The organism is Streptosporangium sp. NPDC049644 (assembly GCF_040675205.1).
Taxonomy (GTDB): Bacteria; Actinomycetota; Actinomycetes; order Streptosporangiales; family Streptosporangiaceae; genus Streptosporangium; species Streptosporangium fukuiense.
Map to the genome: position 1 here is coordinate 54,192 of NZ_JBFAOJ010000035.1, position 23,936 is coordinate 78,127.

21 protein-coding genes are annotated in these 23,936 nt (G+C 71.8%); 6 read left to right on the forward strand and 15 right to left on the reverse strand.

Going from position 1 to position 23,936, the window contains the following annotated elements; genetic code table 11:
• Nucleotides 1–24: 24 nt before the first annotated feature.
• A complete protein-coding gene (locus AB0J58_RS20915; protein WP_364217911.1) occupies nucleotides 25–873 on the reverse strand; it encodes an NAD(P)H-binding protein in 849 nt (282 codons plus the stop codon).
• 88 nt (nucleotides 874–961) lie between these two features.
• Here AB0J58_RS20915 and AB0J58_RS20920 point away from each other — a divergent pair, with 88 nt between their 5' ends.
• Nucleotides 962–1,945, forward strand: coding sequence for an endonuclease/exonuclease/phosphatase family protein (locus AB0J58_RS20920; RefSeq protein ID WP_364217913.1), 984 nt, complete (start codon nucleotides 962–964; stop codon nucleotides 1,943–1,945).
• On the opposite strand, the gene AB0J58_RS20925 is transcribed toward AB0J58_RS20920, so the two are convergent.
• Genes AB0J58_RS20925 through AB0J58_RS20935 form a run of 3 tightly spaced genes read right to left on the reverse strand, consistent with a single transcriptional unit; the run spans nucleotide 1,935 to nucleotide 5,838 of the window.
• A complete protein-coding gene (locus AB0J58_RS20925) occupies nucleotides 1,935–2,096 on the reverse strand; it encodes a hypothetical protein (RefSeq protein WP_364217915.1) in 162 nt (53 codons plus the stop codon). The two genes, AB0J58_RS20920 and AB0J58_RS20925, sit on opposite strands and share 11 nt — an antisense overlap.
• A complete protein-coding gene (locus AB0J58_RS20930; protein WP_364217917.1) occupies nucleotides 2,093–4,108 on the reverse strand; it encodes an ABC transporter ATP-binding protein in 2,016 nt (671 codons plus the stop codon). Before AB0J58_RS20930 ends, AB0J58_RS20925 begins: the two co-directional genes overlap by 4 nt.
• The gene (locus AB0J58_RS20935) at nucleotides 4,105–5,838 is read right to left on the reverse strand and encodes an ABC transporter ATP-binding protein (RefSeq protein ID WP_364217918.1); all 1,734 of its coding nucleotides are present in this window, start codon (nucleotides 5,836–5,838) and stop codon (nucleotides 4,105–4,107) included. Before AB0J58_RS20935 ends, AB0J58_RS20930 begins: the two co-directional genes overlap by 4 nt.
• 620 nt (nucleotides 5,839–6,458) lie before the next feature.
• On the opposite strand from AB0J58_RS20935, the gene AB0J58_RS20940 reads away from it, so the two are divergent.
• Together AB0J58_RS20940 and AB0J58_RS20945 are read left to right on the forward strand one after the other, a co-directional pair.
• Nucleotides 6,459–7,796, forward strand: a complete 1,338-nt coding sequence (locus AB0J58_RS20940; RefSeq protein WP_364217920.1) for an aminotransferase class I/II-fold pyridoxal phosphate-dependent enzyme — start codon at nucleotides 6,459–6,461, stop codon at nucleotides 7,794–7,796.
• A 160-nt stretch (nucleotides 7,797–7,956) separates the two neighbouring features.
• Nucleotides 7,957–8,310 (forward strand): DUF3140 domain-containing protein, encoded by a 354-nt coding sequence (locus AB0J58_RS20945; RefSeq protein ID WP_343965761.1) that lies wholly within the window; start codon nucleotides 7,957–7,959, stop codon nucleotides 8,308–8,310.
• 2 nt (nucleotides 8,311–8,312) lie between these two features.
• Here AB0J58_RS20945 and AB0J58_RS20950 read toward each other — a convergent pair whose 3' ends face one another.
• The 3 genes from AB0J58_RS20950 to AB0J58_RS20960 all read right to left on the reverse strand — a co-directional run bounded on the left by AB0J58_RS20950 (nucleotide 8,313) and on the right by AB0J58_RS20960 (nucleotide 10,437).
• Nucleotides 8,313–9,287 (reverse strand): NAD-dependent epimerase/dehydratase family protein, encoded by a 975-nt coding sequence (locus AB0J58_RS20950; protein WP_364217922.1) that lies wholly within the window; start codon nucleotides 9,285–9,287, stop codon nucleotides 8,313–8,315.
• A 50-nt stretch (nucleotides 9,288–9,337) separates the two neighbouring features.
• Nucleotides 9,338–9,808, reverse strand: a complete 471-nt coding sequence (locus AB0J58_RS20955) for a MarR family winged helix-turn-helix transcriptional regulator (RefSeq protein WP_364217923.1) — start codon at nucleotides 9,806–9,808, stop codon at nucleotides 9,338–9,340.
• 173 nt (nucleotides 9,809–9,981) lie between these two features.
• Entirely contained in the window at nucleotides 9,982–10,437 is a 456-nt protein-coding gene (locus AB0J58_RS20960) for a hypothetical protein (protein WP_364217925.1), read from the reverse strand.
• Between the two features lie 282 nt (nucleotides 10,438–10,719).
• Between AB0J58_RS20960 and AB0J58_RS20965 the strand changes: the two genes are divergently transcribed.
• Nucleotides 10,720–12,078: an iron-containing redox enzyme family protein gene (locus AB0J58_RS20965; RefSeq protein WP_364217927.1), complete on the forward strand. Its 1,359-nt coding sequence runs from the start codon at nucleotides 10,720–10,722 to the stop codon at nucleotides 12,076–12,078.
• A gap of 46 nt (nucleotides 12,079–12,124) precedes the next feature.
• Here AB0J58_RS20965 and AB0J58_RS20970 read toward each other — a convergent pair whose 3' ends face one another.
• The 4 genes from AB0J58_RS20970 to AB0J58_RS20985 form a co-directional block, all read right to left on the reverse strand.
• Entirely contained in the window at nucleotides 12,125–12,709 is a 585-nt protein-coding gene (locus AB0J58_RS20970; RefSeq protein ID WP_364217929.1) for a hemerythrin domain-containing protein, read from the reverse strand.
• 117 nt (nucleotides 12,710–12,826) lie between these two features.
• Nucleotides 12,827–13,258, reverse strand: a complete 432-nt coding sequence (locus AB0J58_RS20975; protein WP_364217931.1) for a hypothetical protein — start codon at nucleotides 13,256–13,258, stop codon at nucleotides 12,827–12,829.
• The gene (locus AB0J58_RS20980) at nucleotides 13,255–13,830 is read right to left on the reverse strand and encodes a sigma-70 family RNA polymerase sigma factor (RefSeq protein ID WP_343965779.1); all 576 of its coding nucleotides are present in this window, start codon (nucleotides 13,828–13,830) and stop codon (nucleotides 13,255–13,257) included. Before AB0J58_RS20980 ends, AB0J58_RS20975 begins: the two co-directional genes overlap by 4 nt.
• 66 nt (nucleotides 13,831–13,896) lie before the next feature.
• Nucleotides 13,897–15,345 carry a S8/S53 family peptidase gene (locus tag AB0J58_RS20985; RefSeq protein ID WP_364217933.1) on the reverse strand — a complete coding sequence of 483 codons (1,449 nt, stop codon included), beginning with the start codon at nucleotides 15,343–15,345 and terminating at the stop codon, nucleotides 13,897–13,899.
• A gap of 136 nt (nucleotides 15,346–15,481) precedes the next feature.
• On the opposite strand from AB0J58_RS20985, the gene AB0J58_RS20990 reads away from it, so the two are divergent.
• Nucleotides 15,482–18,109: a CHAT domain-containing tetratricopeptide repeat protein gene (locus tag AB0J58_RS20990; protein WP_364217935.1), complete on the forward strand. Its 2,628-nt coding sequence runs from the start codon at nucleotides 15,482–15,484 to the stop codon at nucleotides 18,107–18,109.
• Nucleotides 18,110–18,128: 19 nt separating this feature from the next.
• Here the strand turns inward: AB0J58_RS20990 and AB0J58_RS20995 are convergent, their stop codons facing one another.
• From AB0J58_RS20995 to AB0J58_RS21010, 4 genes are all read right to left on the reverse strand, one after another.
• Complete coding sequence (locus AB0J58_RS20995) at nucleotides 18,129–20,096, reverse strand: LuxR C-terminal-related transcriptional regulator (RefSeq protein WP_364217937.1); 1,968 nt, start codon at nucleotides 20,094–20,096, stop codon at nucleotides 18,129–18,131.
• A gap of 111 nt (nucleotides 20,097–20,207) precedes the next feature.
• The gene (locus tag AB0J58_RS21000) at nucleotides 20,208–21,089 is read right to left on the reverse strand and encodes an SRPBCC domain-containing protein (RefSeq protein ID WP_364217939.1); all 882 of its coding nucleotides are present in this window, start codon (nucleotides 21,087–21,089) and stop codon (nucleotides 20,208–20,210) included.
• The gene (locus tag AB0J58_RS21005) at nucleotides 21,082–21,639 is read right to left on the reverse strand and encodes a helix-turn-helix domain-containing protein (protein ID WP_364217941.1); all 558 of its coding nucleotides are present in this window, start codon (nucleotides 21,637–21,639) and stop codon (nucleotides 21,082–21,084) included. The genes AB0J58_RS21000 and AB0J58_RS21005 overlap by 8 nt, the downstream gene beginning before the upstream one ends.
• 419 nt (nucleotides 21,640–22,058) lie before the next feature.
• On the reverse strand, nucleotides 22,059–22,310 hold the full coding sequence (locus AB0J58_RS21010; RefSeq protein WP_343965794.1) for a hypothetical protein: 252 nt from the start codon (nucleotides 22,308–22,310) through the stop codon (nucleotides 22,059–22,061).
• A gap of 329 nt (nucleotides 22,311–22,639) precedes the next feature.
• Between AB0J58_RS21010 and AB0J58_RS21015 the strand changes: the two genes are divergently transcribed.
• A complete protein-coding gene (locus tag AB0J58_RS21015; protein WP_364217943.1) occupies nucleotides 22,640–23,833 on the forward strand; it encodes an esterase-like activity of phytase family protein in 1,194 nt (397 codons plus the stop codon).
• Nucleotides 23,834–23,936 lie beyond the last annotated feature (103 nt).

Genomic DNA, 23,936 nt, shown 5'->3' on the forward strand with positions numbered 1-23,936 from the left:
GTCCTCTCCGGATGCCTTCCGAGGTCAGCGGAAGTCGTCGGCGTGGTCGGCCGCCCACCGGCGGAACGGGGTGGCCGGTGCTCCGGTGAGTTCCGCCACGACGGAGGTGGTCGTCTCCGGGGAGGCCACCATCCGCGCGTGCGCGTCGATGATCCCCTCCGCCGCGGCGGACGGCCAGCCCTGGTCGAGCAGCTCGCGCAGCGCGATCTCCGGGGCGAGCTCCTCCCAGCGCGTCGGCCGGCCGATCGCCTCGCCGATGGCGGCCACCTGCTCCACCTGGGTCAGCGCCTCCGGGCCGGTCAGTACGTACCTCGCCCCGGCGTGGCCGGTGCCGGTGAGCACGCTCACCCCCGCGGCGGCGATGTCGCGCTCGTGGATCAGTGTCCTGGTGGCCGCGCCGTGCACCCAGCGGACGACGCCGGTCCGGCGGATCTGGTCGGCCCACATCAGGGTGTTGGCGGCGAATCCGCCGGGCCGCAGGAACGTCCACTCCGCTCCGGACCGCTCGATCAGCCCCTCGACGAGGGCGTGCGAGCCGAGGATCGAGTTCGGGTCCTGGTCGGGGGCGTCGGAGGTGCCGCGCGCGGAGAGGTAGACGACGCGGCGGGCGTGCTTGGTGATCCTCTCGATGGTCGCGGGCGCCGCGTGGTCGGCCGCGAGGGTCGGCCAGACGAGGAACACCGAGTCGACCCCGTCCAGGACGGCGTCCAGGCCGCCGGGGTCGGCCAGGTCGCCGCGTACCACCTCGGCGCCCTCCGGGAGCCTGGCGGAGGAGGGGTCGCGGGCCAGCGCGCGCACGGTGGCGCCCGCGCCGAGGAGCCGGGCCACGACCTGACCGCCGACCTTGCCGGTCGCCCCGGTAACCAGAATCATGATGATCTCCTTTGTCAGTGGGAACGTCGCGATCAGTCTTCATCCTCAACCATGGTTGAGGTCAACGGATTCAGGGAGGATGAGGCCGTTGTCCACCGAGCACCAGCCGTTCTCCGGAGGCGAGGGCGGGAAGGCCGGGACGCCGTGGACGCGCGGGCGGGTTCTCGCGTCGCTCGCCGTGCTGGTCGCCGGGCTGCCGGCGTTCCACGACGCCGTGCCGAACGCCGTGGGCAACCTCGGCAGCCTGCTGGAGACGTTCCTGCCCTGGATCGGCCTGGCGGTTCTCCCGCTGGCGGTTCTGGCGCTGCTGCGGCGTTCGGCCCTCGCGGCGGTGGCCCTGCTGCTCCCGGTGACGGTCTGGGCCGCTCTCTTCGGCGACCGGCTGCCGTCCGCCGGGCGGGGAGCGGCACAGCTGTCTCAATTGACGCTGCTCCAGCACAACGTCGCGGACGACAACCCCGATCCGGCCGGGACCGCGCGGGCCCTGGCGGCGGCCGGTGCGGATCTTGTCGCGCTGGAGGAGGTGACCCCCGAGGCGCTGCCCGTCTACGGGGCCGCCCTCGCGCCGGACCATCCCCACCGCGTCGTCGTGGGCACCGTCGGGCTCTGGTCCGCCTATCCCCTCACGGACTCCCGGCCGGTGGACATCAGGCCGAAGGACATCGAGGGCGACTGGAGCCGGGGGTTGCGGACCACGGCGCGGACTCCGTACGGCGACGTGGCCGTCTACGTCGCCCACCTTCCCTCGCTCCGCGTCCGGCTGCCGGACGGCTTCGGCTCCGGCCGGAGGGACGAGAGCGCCGTCGCGCTGGGCGCGGCCCTCGCCGCGGAGAGGCTGGAGCGGGTCATCCTGCTGGGCGATCTCAACGGCACCCTCGACGACCGGGGCCTGGCCCCCCTCACCACACGGCTGACCCCGGCGCGGGAGGGCTTCGACTTCAGCTGGCCCGTCGCCTTCCCCGTCGCCAGGATCGACCATGTCATGACCCGCTCGGTGATCCCTGTCAGCACCTGGACCCTGCCCGCCACCGGCAGCGACCACCTGCCGGTCATGGCCCGCGTCAGGTTCTGATCCCCGCGAGAGCCGGCAGGCGCGTCGCGTTCTCCGCGGTGTGGGCGGTGGCGGAGGTGGCGACCCCGCGCAGGATGCCCTGCGGCGTGGCGACGGTGGCGGCGTCGATCCCCACGGCGGTGCCGATCCGCCACCGAGCCGGACGGATCACGGTGAGACCGGCGTGGGCACCCCCTCCGCGGTCGTCTCGTCGTCCTCGATCGCCGCGCCGCTGAACTGCGCCGAGTACAGGCGGTGGTAGGCGCCGCGGGTGGCGAGCAGCTCGTCGTGGGTGCCGTGCTCGACGATGCTTCCCTCCTCCATCACCAGGATGAGGTCGGCGTCGCGGATGGTCGACAGCCGGTGGGCGATGACGAAGCTGGTGCGGTCCGAGCGCAGCGCGGCCATGGCGTGCTGCACCAGGACCTCGGTGCGGGTGTCGACCGAGCTGGTGGCCTCGTCGAGGATGAGCAGCGACGGGTCGGCGAGGAAGGCGCGGGCGATGGTCAGCAGCTGCTTCTCGCCGGCGCTGACATTGCTCCCCTCCTCGTCGATCACCGTGTCGTAGCCGTCCGGCAGGGTGCGCACGAAACGGTCGACGAAGGTGGCCCGCGCGGCGGCGAGGATCTGCTCCTCGGTGGCCCGGGGGTTGCCGTAGGCGATGTTCTCGCGGATGGTGCCGCCGAACAGCCAGGTGTCCTGGAGCACCATGCCGATGTGCGAGCGCAGGTCGTCGCGGCGCATCGCGGTGATGTCGACGCCGTCGAGGGTGATCCGGCCCGAGTTCAGCTCGTAGAAGCGCATGACGAGGTTGACCAGGGTGGTCTTGCCCGCGCCGGTCGGGCCGACGATCGCGACGGTGTGCCCGGGGTCGGCCACCAGGGACAGGTCCTCGATGAGGGGCTGCTCCGGGTCGTAGCTGAAGGACACGTGCTCGAACTCGACACGGCCCCGTCTGGCGGTGGGCAGCACCGGATCGGCCGGGTCGGGCTCCTGCTCCACGGCGTCGAGCAGCTCGAAGACCCGCTCGGCCGAGGCCACCCCCGACTGCAGCAGGTTGGCCATCGAGGCGACCTGGGTCAGCGGCTGGGTGAACTGCCGGGAGTACTGGATGAACGCCTGCACGTCACCCAGGCTCATCGCCCCGGTGGCGACCCGCAGGCCACCGACGACGGCGATGGCGACGTAGTTGAGGTTCCCGATGAACATCATCATCGGCATGATGATCCCGGAGATGAACTGGGCGCCGAAGCTGGCCTTGAACAGCTCCTCGTTCCGCTCCCTGAACACCTCCTCGACCTCGGGGCGGCGGCCGAACACCTTCACCAGCTCGTGGCCGGTGAACGCCTCCTCGATGTGGGCGTTCAGGGTGCCGGTGTGCCTCCACTGCGCGACGAAGTGCCGCTGTGAGCGCTTGGCGATCATCCCGGTGACGACCATCGTCAGCGGGATGGTCACCAGGGCGATCAGCGCGAGCAGCGGTGAGATCACGAACATCATCGCGAGCACGCCGATCACCAGCAGCAGCGAGTTCAGCAGCTGGCTCATGGTCTGCTGCAGGGTCTGCGAGACGTTGTCGATGTCGTTGGTGACCCGGCTGAGCAGCTCGCCGCGCGGCTGGCCGTCGAAGAACCTGAGCGGAAGCCGGTTCAGCTTCTCCTCGACCTCCTCCCGCAGCCGGTAGACGGTGCGCTGCACCACGTCGTTGAGCAGGTAACCCTGGTACCAGGCGAAGACCGAGGAGGCGACGTAGAGCGCCAGCACCCAGAGCAGGACCGTGCCCAGCGCGCCGAAGTCGATGCCCTGACCGGGTACGACGTCCATCCCGGCGAGCAGGTCGGCGAAGTTGTCGTTGCCGGAGGCGCGGGCCGCCTCGATCGCCTGCTGCGTGCTCGTCCCGGCGGGCAACTGCTTGCCGATCACCCCGGTGAAGATCAGGTCCGTCGCGTGCCCGAGGATCTTCGGCCCGACGACGGAGAACACCACGCTGATCACGGCGAGGCCGATCACGGCCAGCAGTTTCGGGCGATCGGGGTTCATCCGCCGGACCAGCCGCCGCGCGGAGGGCCCGAAGTTCATCGACTTCTCCGCGGGCATCCCGGCCCCTCCCATGGGGCCCCGGCCGAAACCGCCGCCTCCGACGGGTGGCCGCGGTCGCGCGGTCGTCGTGGAACTGTCACTCATGCTGCGGTCTCCGCGGCTAGTTGGGACTCGACGATCTCGATGTACGTCGGGCAGGAATCCAGCAGCTCGTCATGGGTTCCCAGGCCGACGATCACGCCGTCGTCCAGGACGATGATCTGATCGGCGTCGGCGATGGTGGAGACCCGCTGGCCGACGATGATGACGGCGGCCTCGGCGGTGTGCGGGCGCAGGGCGGCGCGCAGCCGCGCGTCGGTGGCCAGGTCCAGGGCCGAGAACGAGTCGTCGAACAGGTAGATCTCGGGCTTGCTGACCAGTGCCCTGGCGATGGACAGCCGCTGCCGCTGCCCGCCGGACACGTTCGTGCCGCCCTGGGTGATGGGCGCCTCCAGGCCCTCGGGCATCGCCTCGACGAAGTCGCGGGCCTGGGCCACCTCCAGCGCCTCCCACAGCTCCTCGTCGCCGGCGTCCGGGTTGCCGTAGCGCAGGTTGCTGGCGACGGTGCCGCTGAACAGGTACGGCTTCTGCGGCACCAGGCCGATGCGCGACCAGAGCACCTGGGGGTCGAGGTCGCGGACGTCGACGCCGTTGACCGAGACCGTGCCCGAGGTGGCGTCGAACAGCCTGGGCACCAGCGAGACCAGCGTCGTCTTGCCGGAGCCGGTGCTGCCGATCACGGCGGTGGTCTGTCCCGCCGCCACACGGAAGGAGATGCCGGACAGCACGGGCGCCTCCGCGCCCGGGTAGCGGAACTCGACGTCGCGCATCTCCAGTTCGGCGCGGCCGCCCACCTGCCGTACCGGGTCGCTGGGCGGCGTCACCGACGACTCGGTGTCGAGCACCTCGGTGATGCGCTCGGCGCAGACCGCGGCGCGCGGGATCATCATCGAGATGAAGCTGGCCATCATCACCGACATGAGGATCTGCATCAGGTACATCAGGAACGCGGTCAGGGCGCCGATCTGCATCTCGCCGCTGTCCACCCGCCCGGCACCGAACCAGAGCACGGCGATGCTGGAGACGTTGAGGATCAGCATCACGGTGGGGAAGATGAGCGCGGTCAGCCGTCCCACCCGCAGCGCGGTGTCGGTCAGCTCGTCGTTGGCCTCGGCGAACCGGCGGGTCTCCTCACGCTCGCGGACGAAGGCGCGCACCACGCGGATGCCGGTGAGCTGCTCGCGCAGCACCTGGTTCACCCGGTCGATGCGCTCCTGCATCGCGCGGAACTGGGGGACCATGCGGACGATGATCAGGCCGATCGAGACCAGCAGCGCGGGGACGCAGACCAGCATGAGCCAGGACAGGCCGAGGTCCTGGCGCAGCGCCATGATGATGCCGCCGGCGCCCATGATGGGGGCCGCGACCAGCATCGTGCAGGTCATCACGACGAGCATCTGGACCTGCTGCACGTCGTTGGTCCCGCGGGTGATCAGGGAGGGGGCGCCGAAGTGGGAGACCTCCCTGGCGGAGAAGCCGCCGACCTGGTGGAAGATCGCCGAGCGGACGTCGCGCCCGAAGCCCATGGCCGCGTGGGAGCCGTAGTAGACCGCCGCGATCGAGCAGGCGATCTGCACGAGGGAGACGGCCAGCATCCAGCCTCCCGCGGTGAGGATGTAGCCGGTGTCGCCGGTGGCCACGCCCTGGTCGATGATGTCGGCGTTCAGGCTGGGCAGATAGAGCGAGGCAATGGTGCCGACCAGTTGCAGCACCACCACGGCGGTCAGTACCGCCGAGTAGGGGCGCAGGAAGGTGCGGAGCAGACGGGTCAGCATGGGGTCTCTTTAGGTGGGGTGGCCGGGAGAGGGGCGTCGTACCGGGGGGCCGGCCGTCGGCCGGTCTCGTCCGTCGTCCCGGTAGCCGGGATCATGAGGATTTCCTCCAGCGGGGGAGTGTCGGGCTCAGCCTGCGACCTGAACTTCGGTTGAGGTCAAGGGGGCGGGCCGAGATGGGGAGAGGTGCGGAGCCCGACCGGTGGCCTGGAAACGATCTCCGAGAGCGGCAGCGGGTCGCTTTCGACGAACTCCCGATGGTCGCGCGCGACAGGCGGCGGCCTTGGCGCAGCCGGTCGTGGGGGCTCGATCGGGCCGGTGAGCACCTGCCGGATGAGGGAGCCCTGGCACGTCGGTCATCCTACAAAGCAAGTGGACAGGTCGCTCACCCATTTATTGCGGTTCAGCCGCATGTGGTGTTCGGGGGACCGGAGGGACCCCGGTGAAAGAAGTGATCGTTTCCGGCGGAGCGCGGAATCTTTTTCCGGCAAATGTAGGAAAACAGCGTGAAAAACCCCATCTTTCACCCGATGCGGCGGGCCTCATCTGCGATCTAACGTCGTGTGGCAGACAACCTGACATCACCACGACAGCCGTCTGCCTGTCGGCCAGGAGATCACCTGATGCCCCGTGCCCTCGCCCACCGTCCGTGGGTGCCCACCGTCACCGAGGATCGCGTCCAGTCCGTACTGAAGGCCGTGACGGACCAGACCGCCTCCTCGATCCAGAACGAGATCGAACGGCTGGTGGCCGGCAACCACCGCATCCACGACGTCGAGTCGGTCAACCTGAACCCGGCCACGAACATCATGAACCCCCGGGCCGAGGCGCTGCTCTCGGCCGGTCTCGGGTCGCGGCCGTCACTGGGGTACCCGGGCGAGAAGTACGAGATGGGTCTGGAGGCGATCGAGCAGATCGAGATCATCGCCGCCGAGCTGGCCGCCGAGGTCTTCGGCGCCGGCTACGCCGAGGTACGCGTCGGCTCGGGAGCGCTGGCGAACCTCTACACCTTCATGGCCGTCTGCGAACCCGGCGACACGATCATCGCCCCGCCGGCGAGCATCGGCGGCCACGTCACGCACCACGAGCCCGGCGCGGCCGGCCTGTACGGGCTGAACATCGTTCCCGCCCCCGTCACGCCGGACGGCTACACGGTGGACGTCGACGCCCTGCGCGAGCTCGCCGAGCGGGTCCGGCCGAAGCTGATCACCATCGGCGGCAGTCTCAACCTGTTCCACCACCCGGTGGCGCGCATCCGCGAGATCGCCGACGCGGTCGGCGCCCGCGTGCTCTTCGACGCCGCCCACCTCTGCGGCATGATCGCCGGAAAGGCGTGGCCGCAGCCGCTGGCGGAGGGCGCCCACCTGATCACCATGAGCACGTACAAGAGCCTGGGCGGGCCGGCGGGCGGGCTCATCGTGACCGACGACGCCGAACTGGCCGAGCGGCTCGACGCGATCGCCTACCCGGGACTGACCGCCAACTTCGACGCGGGCAAGACCGCCGCGCTCGCCATGACCATGCTCGACTGGAAGGCGGCGGGGCCCGCCTACGCGCAGGAGATGATCGCGACCGCGCGGCGGCTGGCGGACGAACTGCTCGCCCTCGGCGTCCCGATCTTCGCCGCCGACCGGGGGTGCACCCGCTCCCACCAGTTCTCCGTGCTGGCCCACCGCTACGGCGGCGGGCAGCGGGCCGCCCGGCGGCTGCGCGAGGCGAACCTGCTCAGCAGCGGCATCGGCCTGCCGGTGGAGGCGGTCGAGGGGGACGTGAACGGCCTGCGGATCGGTACGCCGGAGATCGTCAGGCTCGGGATGACCGAGGCGGACATGCCGGAGCTGGCCTCGTTCATCGCCCGCGGCCTGGACGAGAACGTCGACCCGGGCACCGTGGCGCCGGAGGTCACCGACTGGCGGAGCCGCTTCTCCGGCGTGCGCTTCACGGTGGACAACCCCTCCTGAGATCCGCCCGTATCCCGGCTCCCGTGTTAGCGGCGTGGCAGCCGGGGTAGGGCGGCCGTGCGCCCGCCGTCGCGCACCCCGCCAGGGGAGATCCGATCAGCCGGCGGCCGGTCCTTGTCCGGGGCGTGGCCGCAGGGGCCCGGTGTGAGAGGAGAGCGCGGTGGCCGACCAATCGGATCTGATCCTCGACCTGGTGTGGCAGGAGTTCCACGAGGTGGTGAACATGACGTCGGAGGAGTTGCGCGCCTTCCTGCTGGCGTCGGCCTCGGCGGACGGGGGCGTCGCCAGGAGCCCCGAGTCGGCCATGCCGCCGCTCGGACGCCAGGTGCTCGGGGTCCTCGGCAAGCGGAAGGACGACCTGACCGCGGACGACATCGAGACGATGCGGCAGGCCGTCGACCGCGTCGAGGACACGCTGGCCGAGGGGAGGGTCGGCGATGACGACGACGACCGGCGGCGGGCGCTGCTGGAGGTCGGGCACAACCCGCTCCGGCCCTCCCGGCTCCGGGGCTGACCTCAGGTGCGCGCCGACCAGCGGGCCAGCAACTCGGCCTCCCGGTCGGGGGTGATGGTGTCGGCCGTGTCGAAGGACGACTCCGCCTCGCGGATCTCGCGGATCGACCGCCCCAGGGGGCGCGGGCCGAGCCCCGCGGCGCGGGCGGCGGCGGGGTCGGCGGCGTTGATCGATTTTTGCGGGTCGCCTTCTGACCACAGGGGTAGCGACAGGCCGTTCTCCCCCTCGGCGAGCAGGAAGTCCTGCCCGACCCAGGTCAGGGTGGTCTCCGGCGGCCCGACCTCGGCCACGATCGCCTCCAGCAGGTCGCCGAAGGAGAACGGCGGGGGAGGGCTGACCGCGTGGAAGGTGCCCGGATGCCTCCCTTCGACCATGGAGACGACCCAGGAGGCCAGGTCGCGGGCGTCGATCACCTGGATGGGGTCGCCGGGGTCGCCGGGCGCGAGGACCTCGCCGCCGCGCGCGATCCGGTTGACCCAGTAGGTGAAGCGGCCGGTGTGGTCATGCGGGCCGATGACGTACGTGGGCCGTACGACCAGCGTCGCGGGCCCGAACGCGTCCACCGAGGCCCGCTCGCACAGCACCTTCATCGGCCCGTACACCTCGCCGGTCACCGTCTCGGGGATCGGCCCGTCGAGCTCCGCCAGCGGGGAGTCCTCGGTGAAGCCCGGCCGTTCGGGCGCCTGGTAGACCGCGGTGCTGGAGACGAAGACGTACTGGCCGGTGGAGAGCGCGCCGGCGAGCGAGGTGACCTGCGCCGGGTGGTAGGCGCTGACGTCGACCGTCGCGTCCCAGTGCCGGTCGCGCAGCACGGACAGGTCGGCATTGCGGTCGGCGAGCAGGTGCTCGGCCTCGGGGAACAGCTCGGGGCCCGTCATGCCCCGGTGCAGCAGGGAGACCCGGTGCCCGGCCGCGATCGCGGCCGCGGTGATGTGCCGGCCGACGAACCGGGTGCCGCCGATGATCAGGATTCGCATACCTCACATTGTGGCGAATCGGCCGAGGTGACCCGCAGAGCGTTTCGCGGTCAGTAGCCGCCGAACCAGCCGGGGACGTCGAGCCGGAAGACGTCCCCCGCGGTCACGGCGCGCAGGTCGGACTCCAGGGCGCGCAGACGGTCCTCGCCGAGGGTCCTCGCCCAGCCGGCGCGCAGGTCCTCGAAGATGCGCGCGGACCGGGCGAGGCTGTCGAAGCCCCGCTCGGTGAGCCGCACGATCTTGCGGCGGGCGTCGCCTGGGTCGGAGCGCCGCTCGACGTAGCCCAGGTGCTCCAGGGTGTCCACGGTCTTGCCCGCCGCCTGCTTGGAGACGCCCAGCCGTCGGCCGAGTTCCACGGCGGTGGTGCCCTCGGGGCCGATCGCCTGCAGGACGAACCCATGCATCGGACGCATGTCGGGGTGTCCCTGGCGGGCGAGCTCCACATGGAGCTCGTCGATGAGCATCCGGAAGCCGAGGAAGAGCCTGAGCGGAAGTTCGAAGCCCGGAGGGTCGGCCGGCACGATCGTCTCCGCCTCACTGTTTCGACAATGGTGTTGTCGAGTTTAGGGACTCCCGCCGTACCTGTCATCCACAGGGTGGCACACCTCGCGGTGGCGTTCGGGCCGGCACCGATCCCGGGTGCGCGCCGACGGCATCGCCAGGCCGGGCGCACCGGCTCGGTGAAGGGGCGTCTTCACCGCGGGCGCCCGTCGGGGCGGCGCGGGTCCTGGAGCCACTTGTCGGTCTGGCGGGTCGCGTTGGGCGCGCCGGGGGTGCCGGGCGAGCGGCGGGTGGCGCGGGTCTCGGTCACGGTGAAGTCGGCCACCACGTGCCGGTTGTGCAGCAGGAAGCCGACGACGCCCGCGATCGCCTGCACGCTGCCCCCCGCGCGGGCGTGGCCGGTCAGGAGGTAGACCAGCGGCGTGGACGGCTGGTCGAGGGCGAAATGGCGGTCGTGGTGGTGCGCGTCCTGGAGCGTTCTTATCGGGATCGGCCGCGAGGTGGTGAACCACGCGGCGACCTCCCAGGAGGGCTGGGTCTGGTCGCCGTCGGTCGATTCCTCGTAGCAGGCCGTGCAACCCCGGCGAGCGTCCTGCCCGTGGGGGCACGCCCAGGCGGCGAGATCGTGCGGCATGCTGCGCTCGGACATGAGCTGACCGTACCTTCCCGTACGGAGAGACCGGCGTTTCGCCGTCCCCCCGCGCCGGGGCATCGGGTTTTCCGTCGGATGACCCCGGCGTCGTGCTGTCTCGGTTGCTGTCGCCTGCCCGTTTCCGGCCCCGGTACTCGCCCGCTCCCGCGAGTGCGCCCGCGAAATATCCATGTATTTCGTGGTTTCTGCAGGTCATCGAGAGGAAGGAGTGATCTTGGGGGCGTTTCGAGGGCTTCGGTGTGGGCATCGGACCGATCGGGGGCATCGAACGGGGGACGCATGGCGCGTGGGTTTGACGCGTCCGCTCACTACGGGCGGCGCATCGCCGACGTTCACGACGGCGGCATCACGGTGAACGACTCACCCGGGGGCGCGTGCAGGCCCCTGACGGCTTCCGGGTTCCCGGCGAGCCCGGATCTCCCGGCGGCTCCGGAGACGCCGAGGTCTGCTGGGCAGCCGCGTCTCCCCGAACTGCTGGGCTCTCCCGGGTCTGGACCGTCACGCGCCGCGAAACCCCCGGGACCCCCGAGGTCCCCGAAGTCCCCGAGATCCCTGAAGCCCGCGAAGCCTCCGGGGCGCTCGAAGCCCGCCGAGCGCACGGACCCGCCGGACCGGCCGGCGCTGCCCGCCGCGCGGGGCCCGATCAGCGCCCTGCTCTTCGAACGGCTGGTACACCCACCGCACCGCTTCGGCCTCCTGTCGCTCCCGCTGCTGTCGTTCCCCGCCCGTTTCGCGGGCCCGGTCCTCGCGGACGAGGACGTGCAGCTGGCACTCTTCGTCTGCTACGAGCTGCACCACCGGGGCTTCGAGGGCGTGGACGAGCGATGGGAGTGGAACCCCTCGCTGCTGGAGGTGCGGGAGATCCTGGAGGCACGGTTCGAGGAGGGGCTGGCGCGGGCCGTGTCGTGCCCGCCCGCCCAGCGGCCCGAGCACCTGAGCCAGGCCCTGACCGATCTGGTGGCCGCCGCCGTCGACGGCCCCGACCTGCCGGGGTTCCTCCAGCGACAGGCCGACCTCACGCAGTTCCGCGAGTTCGTCGCGCACCGGTCGATCCACCACCTGAAGGGGGCCGATCCGCACACCTGGGCGATCCCCCGGCTGAGCGGACGCCCCAAGGCGGCGCTGGTGGAGATCCAGGCGGGCCGGTACGGCGGCGGGCGCGTCGAGCGGACGCACTCCGAGCTTTTCCGGACCACCATGCGCCGGCTGGGCATGGACGACTCCTACGGCGCCTACCTCGACCAGGTCCCGGCGATCACGCTGGCCGTCTCCAACGCGATGTCGCTGTTCGGGCTCCACCGGCGTCACCTCGGAGCGCTGCTCGGCCATCTGGCGGCCACCGAGATGACCTCCTCGGTCCCCAGCCGCCGCTACTCCAGGGGCCTGCGGAGGCTGGGGGCGGGCGAGGCGGCGAGCCGTTTCTACGACGAGCAGGTGCGGGCCGACGCCGTCCACGAGCGGACCGCCGCGCACGACATGTGCGGCTGGTTCGTACGGCAGCACCCCTCGCGGGTCGGTGACGTCCTGTACGGGGCGGCCTGCGCGCTGACCCTCGATCGGCTTTTCGCCGAGCAGGTCATGAGCCGGTGGCGGCGCGGGGTCTCGTCACTGCGGGAGGTGGGCGCGGCGAGGCCGTGACGACCGAACCAGGTGGTACCGGCGGGGGGAGGCCCGTACCTCGGTCTCAGTGCCCGCCCATGGCCTGGCGGATCACGTCGCGGGTCCGGTCCACGAGCGCCAGCGGCGTCCCGAGCAGCAGGTTCTTGACCGCCGATTCGGTGCCCGGATGCGGGTGGGTCGGCGCCAGCGCCTCGGCCGCCTTCACCCCGGCGGCCAGGGCCCGGCGCTCGGCCTCGCTCGTCTGGGCGCGGAACCGGGGGAACTCGTGGCGCTCCTCGGCATGGGCGTGGGCCAGCACCGCCGCCCGCAGGACCTGCAGGTGCCCGGGGAAATCGGGATGGTCGGCGCCCAGCCGCTCCAGGTCGGCGAGCATCTGCTTGGCCTCCCGCTCCTCGGTGAGGCGCTCGTCGACCACGCCGTCCCCGCCCTCGATCTTGAGTCGCGCGTAGGGGTGCACGACCTCCTCCTCGGCGGTCTCGTGCACGGCCAGCAACCGCACCAGGCGCTGGAACGCCTCGGCACGCCGGCTCCCCGCGGGAGCGTTCTCCACCTCGTCGAACAGATCCCTGATCATCACGTGCTGGCGTACCAGCAGGTCCACCACGTCGTTCTCGTCCATCAGCTCGGGCACGTTCCCGCAGTCACTCATAGGTCCCCCCTTGTCAACAAAACGCTTACCCCCATCCGGGCGTCGAAACCCGAGGCGCCCCGGCACGGGCCGCGCGCCGGTGACCGCGTACCCGGAGACGCCCGCGCGAAGCCGCGGTCAGACGGTGATCCACTCGGTGACGACGGTCGCGCCCGCGAGGTGGCAGCGGAGGCTGAAGGGCCCGGCCGGGACGTCGTGGACGAACCTGCCCAGCTCGTCGGTGGCCAGCGTGGCCGGACGGTGCCCGAGGACCTCGACCTCCGCGGGACCCGGCGGCATCAGCTGGCCCACCACGCGCCCGCCGTCGGCGGTCATGGTGACCTCCAGGTCGACGGTCAGCTCCGCACCCTGGAAGGTCAGCATCCGCGGCGCCCTGTCGCCCCGCACCCGTGAGGGCCCGCTCAGGGAGTCGAAGACCAGCTCGGCCAGCTCGGCGTCGAGCGCGCGGAGCGTGTAGGCCTCGACGGCGACCTGCAGGAGCTCGGAGGGAACGGGGTCGAACAACTCGACGGCGCGGCGCAGCTCCGCCTCAAGCGCGTCGTCGCTCATCGGAAGCCCCGTTCCGCGAGGAGGACGCGCAGCCGCCGCAGGCAGCGCTGCCTGATCGGCCCGATGCTCCCGACGGCGATGCCGAGTGTCGCCGACACCTCCTGGTAGCTGACCGGCGGCGAGGCCATGAGCAGCCGCAGCAGCCGCCGGCAGTTCTCTCCCAGTTCCTGGAACGCCTGCCACATGGCCCGCATCCGCTCCCGCTCCATCGACGCCTCCTCGGCGTCGACCACCGCCTGCTCGGGCGTACGACCGTCGGCGGCGCGGTCGAACACCTCGGGGTCGTCGCTCGGCGAGACCCGCCGAGCGGTCCTGATCACCTTGACGCACTCGTTCCGCGCCGTGCTGGCCAGCCAGGCCCCGACCCTGTCCGGCTCGCGGATCCGCGCGAGGTTCTGCGCGAGCCGGAACCAGGTCGTCTGGTAGACCTCCTGCGCGTCCGCGTCTCTCAGTCCGTGGGCGCGCACGACGGACCACACGAGCGGGCTGAGGCCCTCCACCAGGGATTTCCACGCCGCGGTCTCCCCGTCCACCGCGGCGCGGAAGAGGATGCCGGTCGAGTCTCGATCCACGGTGACGTCCCCTTGCCTTCGGGACTGTCATCGTACGACGGAGGGCCGATTCGGCCGCACCGGTTTTCAGAGCACGACCGGGACACTTTGCACGCTCGACGGCGTCCAGGTGGAGGGGACGAGGGTGGGGGCGGGCAGGCCCTGCACCCCCCTGCCGGACAGGGGGGTGCTCAGGAGCTCGGCGGCGGCCTGCCGGGAGACGGTCACGTTGTTCCGCACCATGTGATTGACGATCATGCCGACGACCAGGGGCGCGGAGAAGGAGGTGCCGCTCCACTGCGCCAGCCCGTCGAACCTGACGCGTTCGCGGATCGCGTTCGGCGACGCCGCCATCTTCTCGCTGAGCTCGCCCCGGTGCGGAGGGAACTGGCAGGTGCAGTCGTAGGTGGAGCCGTACCGGCAGTGGTCGTAGGTCGAATGCTGGTAGTCGTAGGGGACCGGGGTCTCGTCCACCGCGGTGAAGGCGCTCACCAGGTGCTCCCCGGGAGCGTACGCCGTCACCCACGGCCCGTGGCCGCTGAAGCAGGCCCGGTCCTGGCCGTCCTTCCGCAGCGCGCCCACCGACACGACGGCACCGGCGTAGTCGGGGTCGTCGGCGTAGGCCGCGGGATGGAACCGCTCGTCGCTGCCGTTGTTCCCCGCCGCGGCCACCAGCAGTGTCTCCGGGTGGGCGGTCACCAGCTCCCGCATGAAGTCCTCAAGCCCCATGAGCGTCCTGTGGTCCGTGCTCAGGGTCCCCGCGGACAGGTTGATGATGTCCGGCCACCTGTTCAACGGCCGCATCTCCCCGAGCAGGAGGTCGCCCAGGTCCTTCTCGGAGATGGCGCCCGCGTTGACGAGCGCCCCCTTCACCGTGATGGCGGCACTGGGCGCGACGGCGCTGATCAGCCCGGCGATGAAGGTGCCGTGACCGACGTACTGCTTGAGTATCCCCTCGGAGTCCAGCTCGATCTCCTTGCCCTCGCCCTCGACGAGGCTCATCCACGGGTGCGACCTGTAGTTCTCCACCAGTCCCGTGTCGATCACCAGGACGGACACCGGGCCGGCCGCCGCGCCCGCGACCCGCTTGACCACCGCCGGGTTGGGCGGCCCGCATCGGGCCACGGGTACCGGCTCGTCGCCGGGGCAGCAGTTCACCGCGATGGACACGATGTGGTTCCTGGACACCATCCGGCGGCCGTTGGCACGCTCCAGCTCGTCGACGGCCCGCAACGCGTCCGACACGTCCCGGTCGCTCCAGCGCTCCGCACGGTCCAGCGGCCCGACCCGGATCCTGAACACGCCGCTCGGGCTCTCCTCCTCCTGCAGCTCCACGCCACGGTCACTGCCACGATCGCGGCGGAACGCGCTCCGGATCGCCTGGGTGACCTCGGCGGCCTCCTCCCGCCTGGCGAGAACACAGCCCTTCTCATAGAGGAACCTGGGCGAGTCGTCCGGGCCCGCCGCGAGCACGACCTCCTCTCCCATGGCGGCCTGGATCTGGTCGAACTGTTCCTGGAACCTGTCTGGTGCCATGTTCACTGTTCCTGTCTCGGTCGGAGATTCCTCACGTCGCCATGGGTTATGAGCCGCGGGGCGCCCGGTTGATACAGCCCTGCGTACGAGCACAGCGGCATGGACGCTCCGAACACATCACGTCTAACATCGATCCGTGACCGGGGGAAGCCCGCGGATCCCGCCTTCCGCGGGAGACGCTCTCGACCTGTTGCCCCTGGTGTTCGCCCGTCCCGCCGACGCGCTGGCCGGAGCGCGGGCCGTGCTGGCGGGCGCCCCCTCCTCTCATGACGCCTCCGTCGCCCACCAGGTGATCGGCATCTGGCAGCGCGACTTCGGTGACCTCACGACGGCGATCGGCCATCTCCGGCGGGCCCGCGCCCTGGCGGCCAGGTCCGGTTCCGCGGACCGCGAGACGGACGTGCTGTCGACCCTGGGGGCCGCCCTCGTCCACGCGGGCCGTACCCGGCAGGGGATGGCGGCGCTGGAGACGGCGGTCGAGCGGGGCAGTGGGCTCACCGGCGCCCGCGCGCTGTTCCGGCGCGGCTACACCTGGTGGGTCCTCGGCGGGCACCGGGAGGCGCTCGACGACCTGCGCCGGGCCATCCCCGCCCTGCGCCGGGCACAGGACACGATCTGGACCGCCCGCGCGCTCACCCTCAGGGCCACGGTCCACCTGGCCATGGGAGCCGTGGAACGGGCCGAGGCCGACTTCGTCGCCGCCGAGCGGCTGTGGGACACCACCGACCAGGAGCACGACAAGGCCGACGCGGTGGAGAGCAGGGGGCTGGCGGCGTTCAGGTCCGGCGACCTTCCCGCGGCGCTGCACCACTTCGACGAGGCGGCGAGCCGTTACCGGGCACTCGGCACGCCCATGTTCGTGCTGCACATCCGGCGGTGCGGGGTGCTCCTGGCGGCGGGGCTGGCGCGCGAGGCGCTGGAGGAGGCCGACGCCGCTACGGAGCTGCTGAACCGTACGGGAGGGCAGACGACCCGCGGCGCCGAACTCCTCCTGATCGCCGCGCGGGCCGCGATCGCGGTGGGCGAGCCGCACGCGGCGATCGTCCGCGCGGGCATGGCCGTCCGGCTCTTCTCCAGTCAGCGCCGCGACTGGTGGCAGGCCCACGCCCGGCTGGTGCTGGTCCAGGCCAGGTTCGCGGCGGGCGAGATCTCCGGCCGTTCGGTACGCGACGCCGCCGCGGTCGCGCTGCGGCTGGCGGAGCTGCGCGCCCCCGAGGCGGTCCAGGCGTCGTTGCTGGCCGGTCGCACCGCCCTCGCCCTCGGCGCCGACGCCGAGGCCGAACGGCACCTGGCCGCCGCGGCCAGGGGCAGGGCACGCGGTCCCGCCTTCGCCCGGGTGGACGGCTGGGTGGCGCAGGCACTGCGGGCGGCGGCGGCGGGGCGGACCCGCGGCGTGCTGGACGCCTGCCGACGGGGGCTCGACCTGCTGGACGAGTACCGGATGACGCTGGGCGCCTCGGAACTGCGGGCGCGGGCCACCGCGCAGGGGGCGGAGCTGGCCCTGCTCGCGCAGCGGGCGACCCTCGCCGGAGGGAGCCCCCGCCGGTTCCTCGGCTGGAGCGAGCGCTGGCGCGCCACGGCGCTGGCGGTCCCGCCCACCCGGCCGCCGGACGATCCCGAGCTGCTGCGCGACGTGACGGCCTTCCGGGAGATCAGCAGCCGGATCGAGGCGGCGAGGCAGAAAGGCGGCCCCGCCCCCGCGCTGGAGCGCGAGCAGCGGCGGCTGGAGAAGGGGATCCGCGACCGGACGCTCCGGATGCGCGGTGCGGGCGGCACCGACGGGCACCGCTTCGACGTGGACCTGCTGCTCGACGAGCTCGGTGACGGGTGGCTGATCGAGATCGTCGCCGTCGACGGCGACCTGCACGTCCTGCTCTGCGGCCGCGGCCGGGTGCGCAGGTTCGCCGCAGGACGGCTGGCCGACGCGGCGATCGACGCCGACCACGCCCGCGCGGGCCTCAGCAGGATCGCGTACGGGGGCTCCGCGGCCAGGCTGCCCATCCTCGAAGCCGGCGGGCGCCGCCTCCAGGAGTCGCTGCTCGGCCCCGCGGTGCGCCACCTCGGGGAAGGGCCGGTGGTCGTCGTACCGCCGGGCAGGCTGCACGGCGTGCCCTGGGCGCTGCTGCCCGCGCTGGAGACGCGGGTGCTGAGCGTGTCGCCGTCGGCGAGCGCCTGGCTCCGCGCCCGGCGGATCGAGCCGCCGCCGTCACGGGATCGGGTCGTGCTGGTCAGAGGCCCGGGGCTGGCGACGGGCGGTGCCGAGATCCCGCCCCTGGCCGCCGGGTACGGCGAGGCGACGGTGCTGGAGAACGGCACCGCGGTCACCTCGGCCGTGCTCGCGGCGCTGGACGGCAGCAGGCTCGCGCACATCGCCGCGCACGGCACCTTCCGCTCCGACAGCCCGATGTTCTCCTCCCTGGGGATGGACGACGGCCCGCTCACCGTGCACGACCTCGAACGGCTCCGCAGCGCCCCGTACCGGATCCTCCTGTCCAGCTGCGACTCCGGCAGGCTGCAGCCGGTCGGCGCGAACGAGCTGCTCGGCCTCGCCACGGCGCTGCTGCCGCTGGGCACGGCCGGGATCGTGGCGAGCTCGGTGCCGGTCGACGACGAGGCCGTGGTGCCGCTGATGCTCGCCCTGCACGAGGGGCTGCGACGCGGTCTGAGCATGGCCGAGGCCCTGCGCGACGCCAGGTCGTCGATGCCCGGCGACGCGCTCCACCGTGCGACGGGCTGGTCCTTCTCCGCCATCGGAGCGGCCTGACCCGCGCGGCCGGATCGTCTCATCGGTGCCCGCCCGCCCGGTCGCCGCGCCGGCCGACGGTGAAGAGCCCTTCCAGGCCGGCGCGGTCGCTGCTGCCGAGCCGCGCGTAGGCGTCGCACAGGTGGTTGGCGACCGTGCGGATCGACACCGTGAGCTGCTCGGCGATCTGCCGGTTGGTCAGGCCCGCCGCGGCGAGGCTGACGATCTGCCGCTGGCGGGCGGTCAGCCTCGGCAGCGCGAGGTTGACCAGCGCGGAGCTGCGCGCCCCCTGGCAGGCGCCCGCCAGCGCCGAGGCCCGGTCCCTGGACGCCTGCGAGGCGCGCCGGTCGGGGTGGACGAGGGCGGCGTGCGCGGACGCCTCCGCGGCGTGGAGCATCAGGCCGAGGTCGGCGAGCCCCCGCGCCACCTTGTCCAGGGCGTCCCCGTCGCGCCGGGCCAGCGCGCGGGCGTGCCGCGCCAGCAGGGGAGCGAGGTCCCCCTCCGCACGGTCGGCCAGTTCCCCGAGCCGGTCGGCGACCAGCTCGGGGGAGCCGAGTCGCACCACGTCGTGCAGGGCGAACAGGTCGTCTCCGAACAGGCCGTCTCCGGCGAGGCCGAGCGCGGACCGCAGGGCGCCGTCGAGGTCCCCCTCGGCGGCGAGCGCCCAGGTCCGTGCCGGTACGGCGGCGGATGCCCACGGCCGGCGGTCCTGGGCGGGCGCCTGCGACCGGGTGCCCCCGGCGGGTGCCCGCCGCCGGGTGTCCGTGCCGGGCGCGGGCGACCGGGTGTTCTCCGCGGGCGCCGGAGGCCGTGCGCCGGTCACCGGCCACGGGCGCGTCCGGGCCTCCCCGGCGGGGGCGGGACCGCGCGAGAGGGCCTGCCAGGCCGTCGTCAGGTCGCCGACGTAGGCGGCGGCGTGGGCGAGTTCGGCCAGGCAGGCGTGGTGGTGGGGAGAGCGGCGCAGTCCCTCGCGGCTCCAGGCCATGGCCTCGCGGGTCTCCCCGCGGAGCCGGGCGACGCGGGCGCGCCGCGCGCAGAACTCCGGCATCGCGGGCTCGTCCCAGCCGGTGTCGTCCTCGGCCATCCGCTCGCCGATGCCCCGGGGTATCTCCGCGAGCCGCCCCGCGTACGCGCGTGCGGCCAGTTCCTCGCACTCGGCCGCCAGCGCGGAGGCCCGCGGGGCCCTTCGCCCGCCGGAAGGCCCGCCCGAGTGGGAGGGCTCCGCCGCCGCGGCCCGCAGCACCGGGCCGTGCAGCGGGTGGACGAGCCGGTCGTCCACGGTGACGAGCCCCCTCGCCCGCAGGCGTTCGAGGACGGCGGGGGCCACGAGGGCACCCGGCACATCCGCACCCGCGCTCGGCGCACCCGCGCCCGATGGCTCGCCGGCCGCGATGAGCTCCAGCGCGTCCCGCTCCTCGGTGTCGAGGTCGCGGATCGTCTCCTCCACCAGTTCCCGGACGCGCGCGGTGATCGGCGGCGTGCCCCGCCAGGTCCAGGTGCCCGACACGTGGCTCAGGTCTCCGCCGGCGTGCACGGCGACGACCAGCTCGCGCAGCAGCCGCAGGTCGCCGTGGCTCGCCCGGTACAGGCGCCGGACGGTGAGGGCGTCCACGTAGCCGTCCACCGCCCGCGCCAGCAGTTCGGCGCAGGCGCGCTCCGTCAGGGGGGCCAGTGTCAGGCGCGGCAGCAGGTTCTCCGTCCAGAGCCTGGAGACGCCCTCCGGCGCGGGCTCGCCCTCCCTGACCGTGACGAGCAGGCGGGTGCGCCCGCCGAGTGCCAGCTCGTGGACGAGCGCGGCCGAGGCGTCGTCGAGCAGATGGGCGTCGTCCACGACGAGCACCGAGTCACGCATCGCCTCGGGTACGGCCTCGGCGGTCAGGCGGCTCCGGCCGCTGCCCGCCGCACCGGTCACGACGATCCCCCGGCGGCCGGCGGAGAGGTTTCGCCGTACGAGATCAAGCTCCTCAGCTCTGGCCGTGAACGGCCAGGGGGACCGTGGGTTTCTCACAGCGATATGAGGCGCGCCGCCCGCCGGTGATACACGCGGAGCCGAGTTCTCCGACATCCGGCTGAAACCGGCTCCCGCCGGTATTCGCGCCTGAGGGCGGGTGGTGCGCGGTCACCTGGTCGCGGTGGTCTCCTCGGGCAGGGTGGGGGGCTCGAAATCGCACCAGATCGGCTGCCAGTCGCTCAGCTCGTGGAAGCGGCGCAGCTCGGCGACGCCGCTGAGCCAGCCCATCCACCCGGCGTACGGGGGGTTGCCCTCGTCGAAGCCGCTCTGCATGAAGGTGAGCCGCGTCGCGCCGTCCGAGCCCTCCAGCTCCCAGGTGGTGACGCCGAGACCCGGCCACTCCAGGGAGAACCTGCGCCCGGGCTCCGCCTCGACGACCTTCGCAGGTGAGCTGTCTGCCTCGAAGCCACCCATGGCGAAGCGCCCGCCGACATACGGCTCGATGTCAATCCGGTAGCCGAACCACCGGCTGAACTTCTCCGAGTCGACGAGCGAGTCGTACACCTCCTGGGGCGAGGCGCCGATGAGTAACCGCTCCCGCATGCGCGGGGAGGTGAAGTCGCACTTCGGGGTGAGCTCGCGGCCCTCCAGGTGGTCGACCAGGTTCGCGATCGACAGGCACCAGAACGTCTGCAGCATGCCCAGGGCGCCGCCGTTGCCGGAGATCGCCTCCCGAAAGTCGAAATGGGTCTGGGAGAGCGACAGGATGGTCGACTCCGCGCTCTCCTCCTCCAGCCGGATCTCGACCGTCGTCTCCTCGCCGTCGAGCAGCCACGACAGGCGCAGCGTGTGGTCGTCGACGTGCAGCGGGCGCTGGTGGGGCACGTGGCCCTCGGGGGTGTGGCGTCCCCAGAACTCGTACCGTTGCGGCAGTTCGACCTCGGCGTGCTCGGCCAGCCAGATGCGTAGCTCGGCCGGGTCGGTCAGGGCGTGGTGGACGGCCTTGAGCGGTGCGGCCACGCGTGCGTTCAGCCTCATCGGCTCACTCACGGGATTCTCCCTTGGGGTAGCAGGCCACGGCGAGCTTGAAAGCGTCACCTTCGGTGCCGCCGTAGCGGGTGAAAAGGTCCTGCAGGGTGGACTGGAGGTCGTTCAGGAACTCCTGGCGCCGTTCCGGCGGCACCCGGATCTCGCCGGACACGCCGACGGACGGCAGCTCGGGCGCGGTCCTGTCCAGCGCGCCGATATCGGCCTGGACCTCCTCCATGAGGTCGAGCAGGTAGCCCAGGCCCAGCTCGTCCCGGGTCCCGCGTAGGCCTATCCGGCCGACGAGACGGGGCGAGAGCCAGTAGGAGCGGGCGCTCGCCTGGTAGACGCCCTCGTGGATGCCGCGCACCCTGCGCTCGGACACCTGGGTCACCAGGCCCGCCTCCGCCAGGCGTTTCACGTGGTAGTAGACCCGCTGCGGGGTCTGGTCGAGCAGGGCCGCCACCTCGGTGCACGAGCGCGGCTCGGCGAGCCGCCGCAGCACCTCGATACGCTGCGGCTTGAGCAGCGCCTCGGCCTGATCGATCTGCTCCAGATACAGGACATCCCTCATCGCAAAATCGATCCTGTACGTAAAATTTTATTTTGTCAACGAATCGGGCGCATCGCCCTCGGCGAGGCGGAGTCGCGAGCCCGCATCGCGCGGACGGGCGGGTGCCGAGAGAGCCACCTGTGCGGGCCGGTCGCCTCGCCTTCCGGTCATCGGCCCGGTCGTGGGCCCGGTCGTGGGCCGGGGCGCCGGTCGCTCCGGACGGTGAAAGCCGCCACCGGCGGTCACGGCGGCGGATGGGTGGGAATCCGGCGCCGAGGGTCGTCCTCATCGGGGCTCGGCACCGGAATGGATCGCGGACTCTGCGCCATTTTAGCGGTATTGGGAGCCCATTCCCGTATATATCGCGATAGATGCTTAATTAGTCGGTCATCATCGCGTCTGTCCGAACCTGTGTGAGGCCTGAAGGCGGCGGTCCGGCTTCACGGATTCATCCCCCGGCCGGACTGGTAAGGGCAGATCCAGGCAAAGACCACGCTGCTGAAGTTCACCAGCATGGTGTGCGGGACCCGGCCCGCCGTCTCGGTGACCTGGAGCCTGATCACGGAGCCGGCCCGCATCCAGCCCGCCACGTCGTCCTCGGTGGGCTCGTGGCCGTGCAGGCGCAGCATCAGGTCATGAGGCTGGCCGAATATCCGCAGGTGTAGTTCGCACGTGGGTTCGATGTCCGCCATGGTTCGCCGTCCGATGTGGAATAGACCCGGCGAGGTTGTCGGTGTCCCTTCGAGCGTACTCCCGCCGTGCGCGCGCCCCCGAACCCGTGTCCGGCGGATGGCGGGTCATCCTGATCGACGGTGATGAGATGCCCTTCTCGCGTGCTTTCAAGTGCATTGTCGTAATCCTTGACTTCAAAACCGAAAATGCAGGAAAAATGGCTGATTCTTCCTTGTCATTGAGCGGCCAATGAGCATTCAAGTGCTGATTCTCGTGGATATTTTCAGCAATCCGCGATCTCATATTCCCGCCAGTCCTTCGGGATCTTTTCTGGGATGAGGAGAGTCATATGGCCAATTCGCGAAGAATCGCGGCGATCACGGCCGCGATCGCGACGGCGGTCAGCCTCGGGGCCGTCGGCGCGCAGGCGTCGACGGCGGACGCCCGACGGTCGACGGCGGACGCCCGGTCGGAGGCCGCGGCGCCCACGAGGGGGGTCCGGATCACCCGTTTCCTCGGTGAGCAGCGCCTGCCGAACAAGATGCGGTTCCGGGGGACCACGGTCGGCGGCATCTCCGGCATCGACCGTGACCCGCGTACCGGCACCTGGTATCTCATCTCCGACGACCGGTGGCGCTACAACCCGGCCCGCTTCTACACCGGCCGCTTTGACATCAACCCGGTCACCGGAGCCTTCACCGGGGTGAACCTCACCGGGGTCACCACCCTGCGGCGGCCCGACGGGACCCCCTATCCCGCCTACGGCCGGGCCGGGTCCGCCGATCCCGAGACGATCCGCTACGACAGGTGGAGCAACCGGCTGCTCTGGGGCCACGAGGGCGACCGGCCGGACGCGACGCATCCCGAGATCCCTGTCTCCGACCTGTTCGTCCGCTGGACCAACACCCGGGGCCGCCACCTCGGAGAGCTGACGACCCCCCGCAACATGAAGATGACCACCACCGACAGCGGCCCCCGGCGCAACTTCGGCTTCGAGGGCCTGACCTCCACGGCGCGCACCGTCACGGCGGTCACCGAGGGACCCAGGTACGAGGACGGCGAGCCGCCGACCGCCACCAAGGGCGCCCCGGCCCGCATCACGGTGTGGAGCCGCGACGGCAGGCCGCGCGGGCAGTACGTCTACCCGATCGACCCGCTGCCGGCGGCGCCGATCCCGCCGACCGGCCAGTCCGACAGCGGCGTCTCGGAGATCCTGGCGATCGACGACTACCGCTACCTCGCCCTCGAACGCTCCTGGATCGAGGGCGTCAACTACAAGGTCAAGCTGTACGAGATCGACCTGCGCGGTGCCACGAACGTGCTGAGCAGGGACAGCCTGTCGACCGGCCGCCCGTACCGCCCGGTCTCCAAGCGCCTGGTCTCCGACCTCAGCACGGTGCGGACACCGGTGCAGAACCTGGAGAGCCTCGCCTGGGGACCGCGCCTGCGCAACGGCGAGTGCACGCTGGTGATCGGTTCCGACGACAACTTCAGCGAGCAGGAGGTCACCCAGTTCCTGGCCTTCGCGGCCAGGGGCTGCTGACCGCCGCGAGGTGAGGCCGCCAACTCGTTCGCCGCTCCCCGACGAGATCCCGCCTGGTGGCGTTCCGAAGAAGTATTGACCTGTCCGGATTTATTTATTGGCA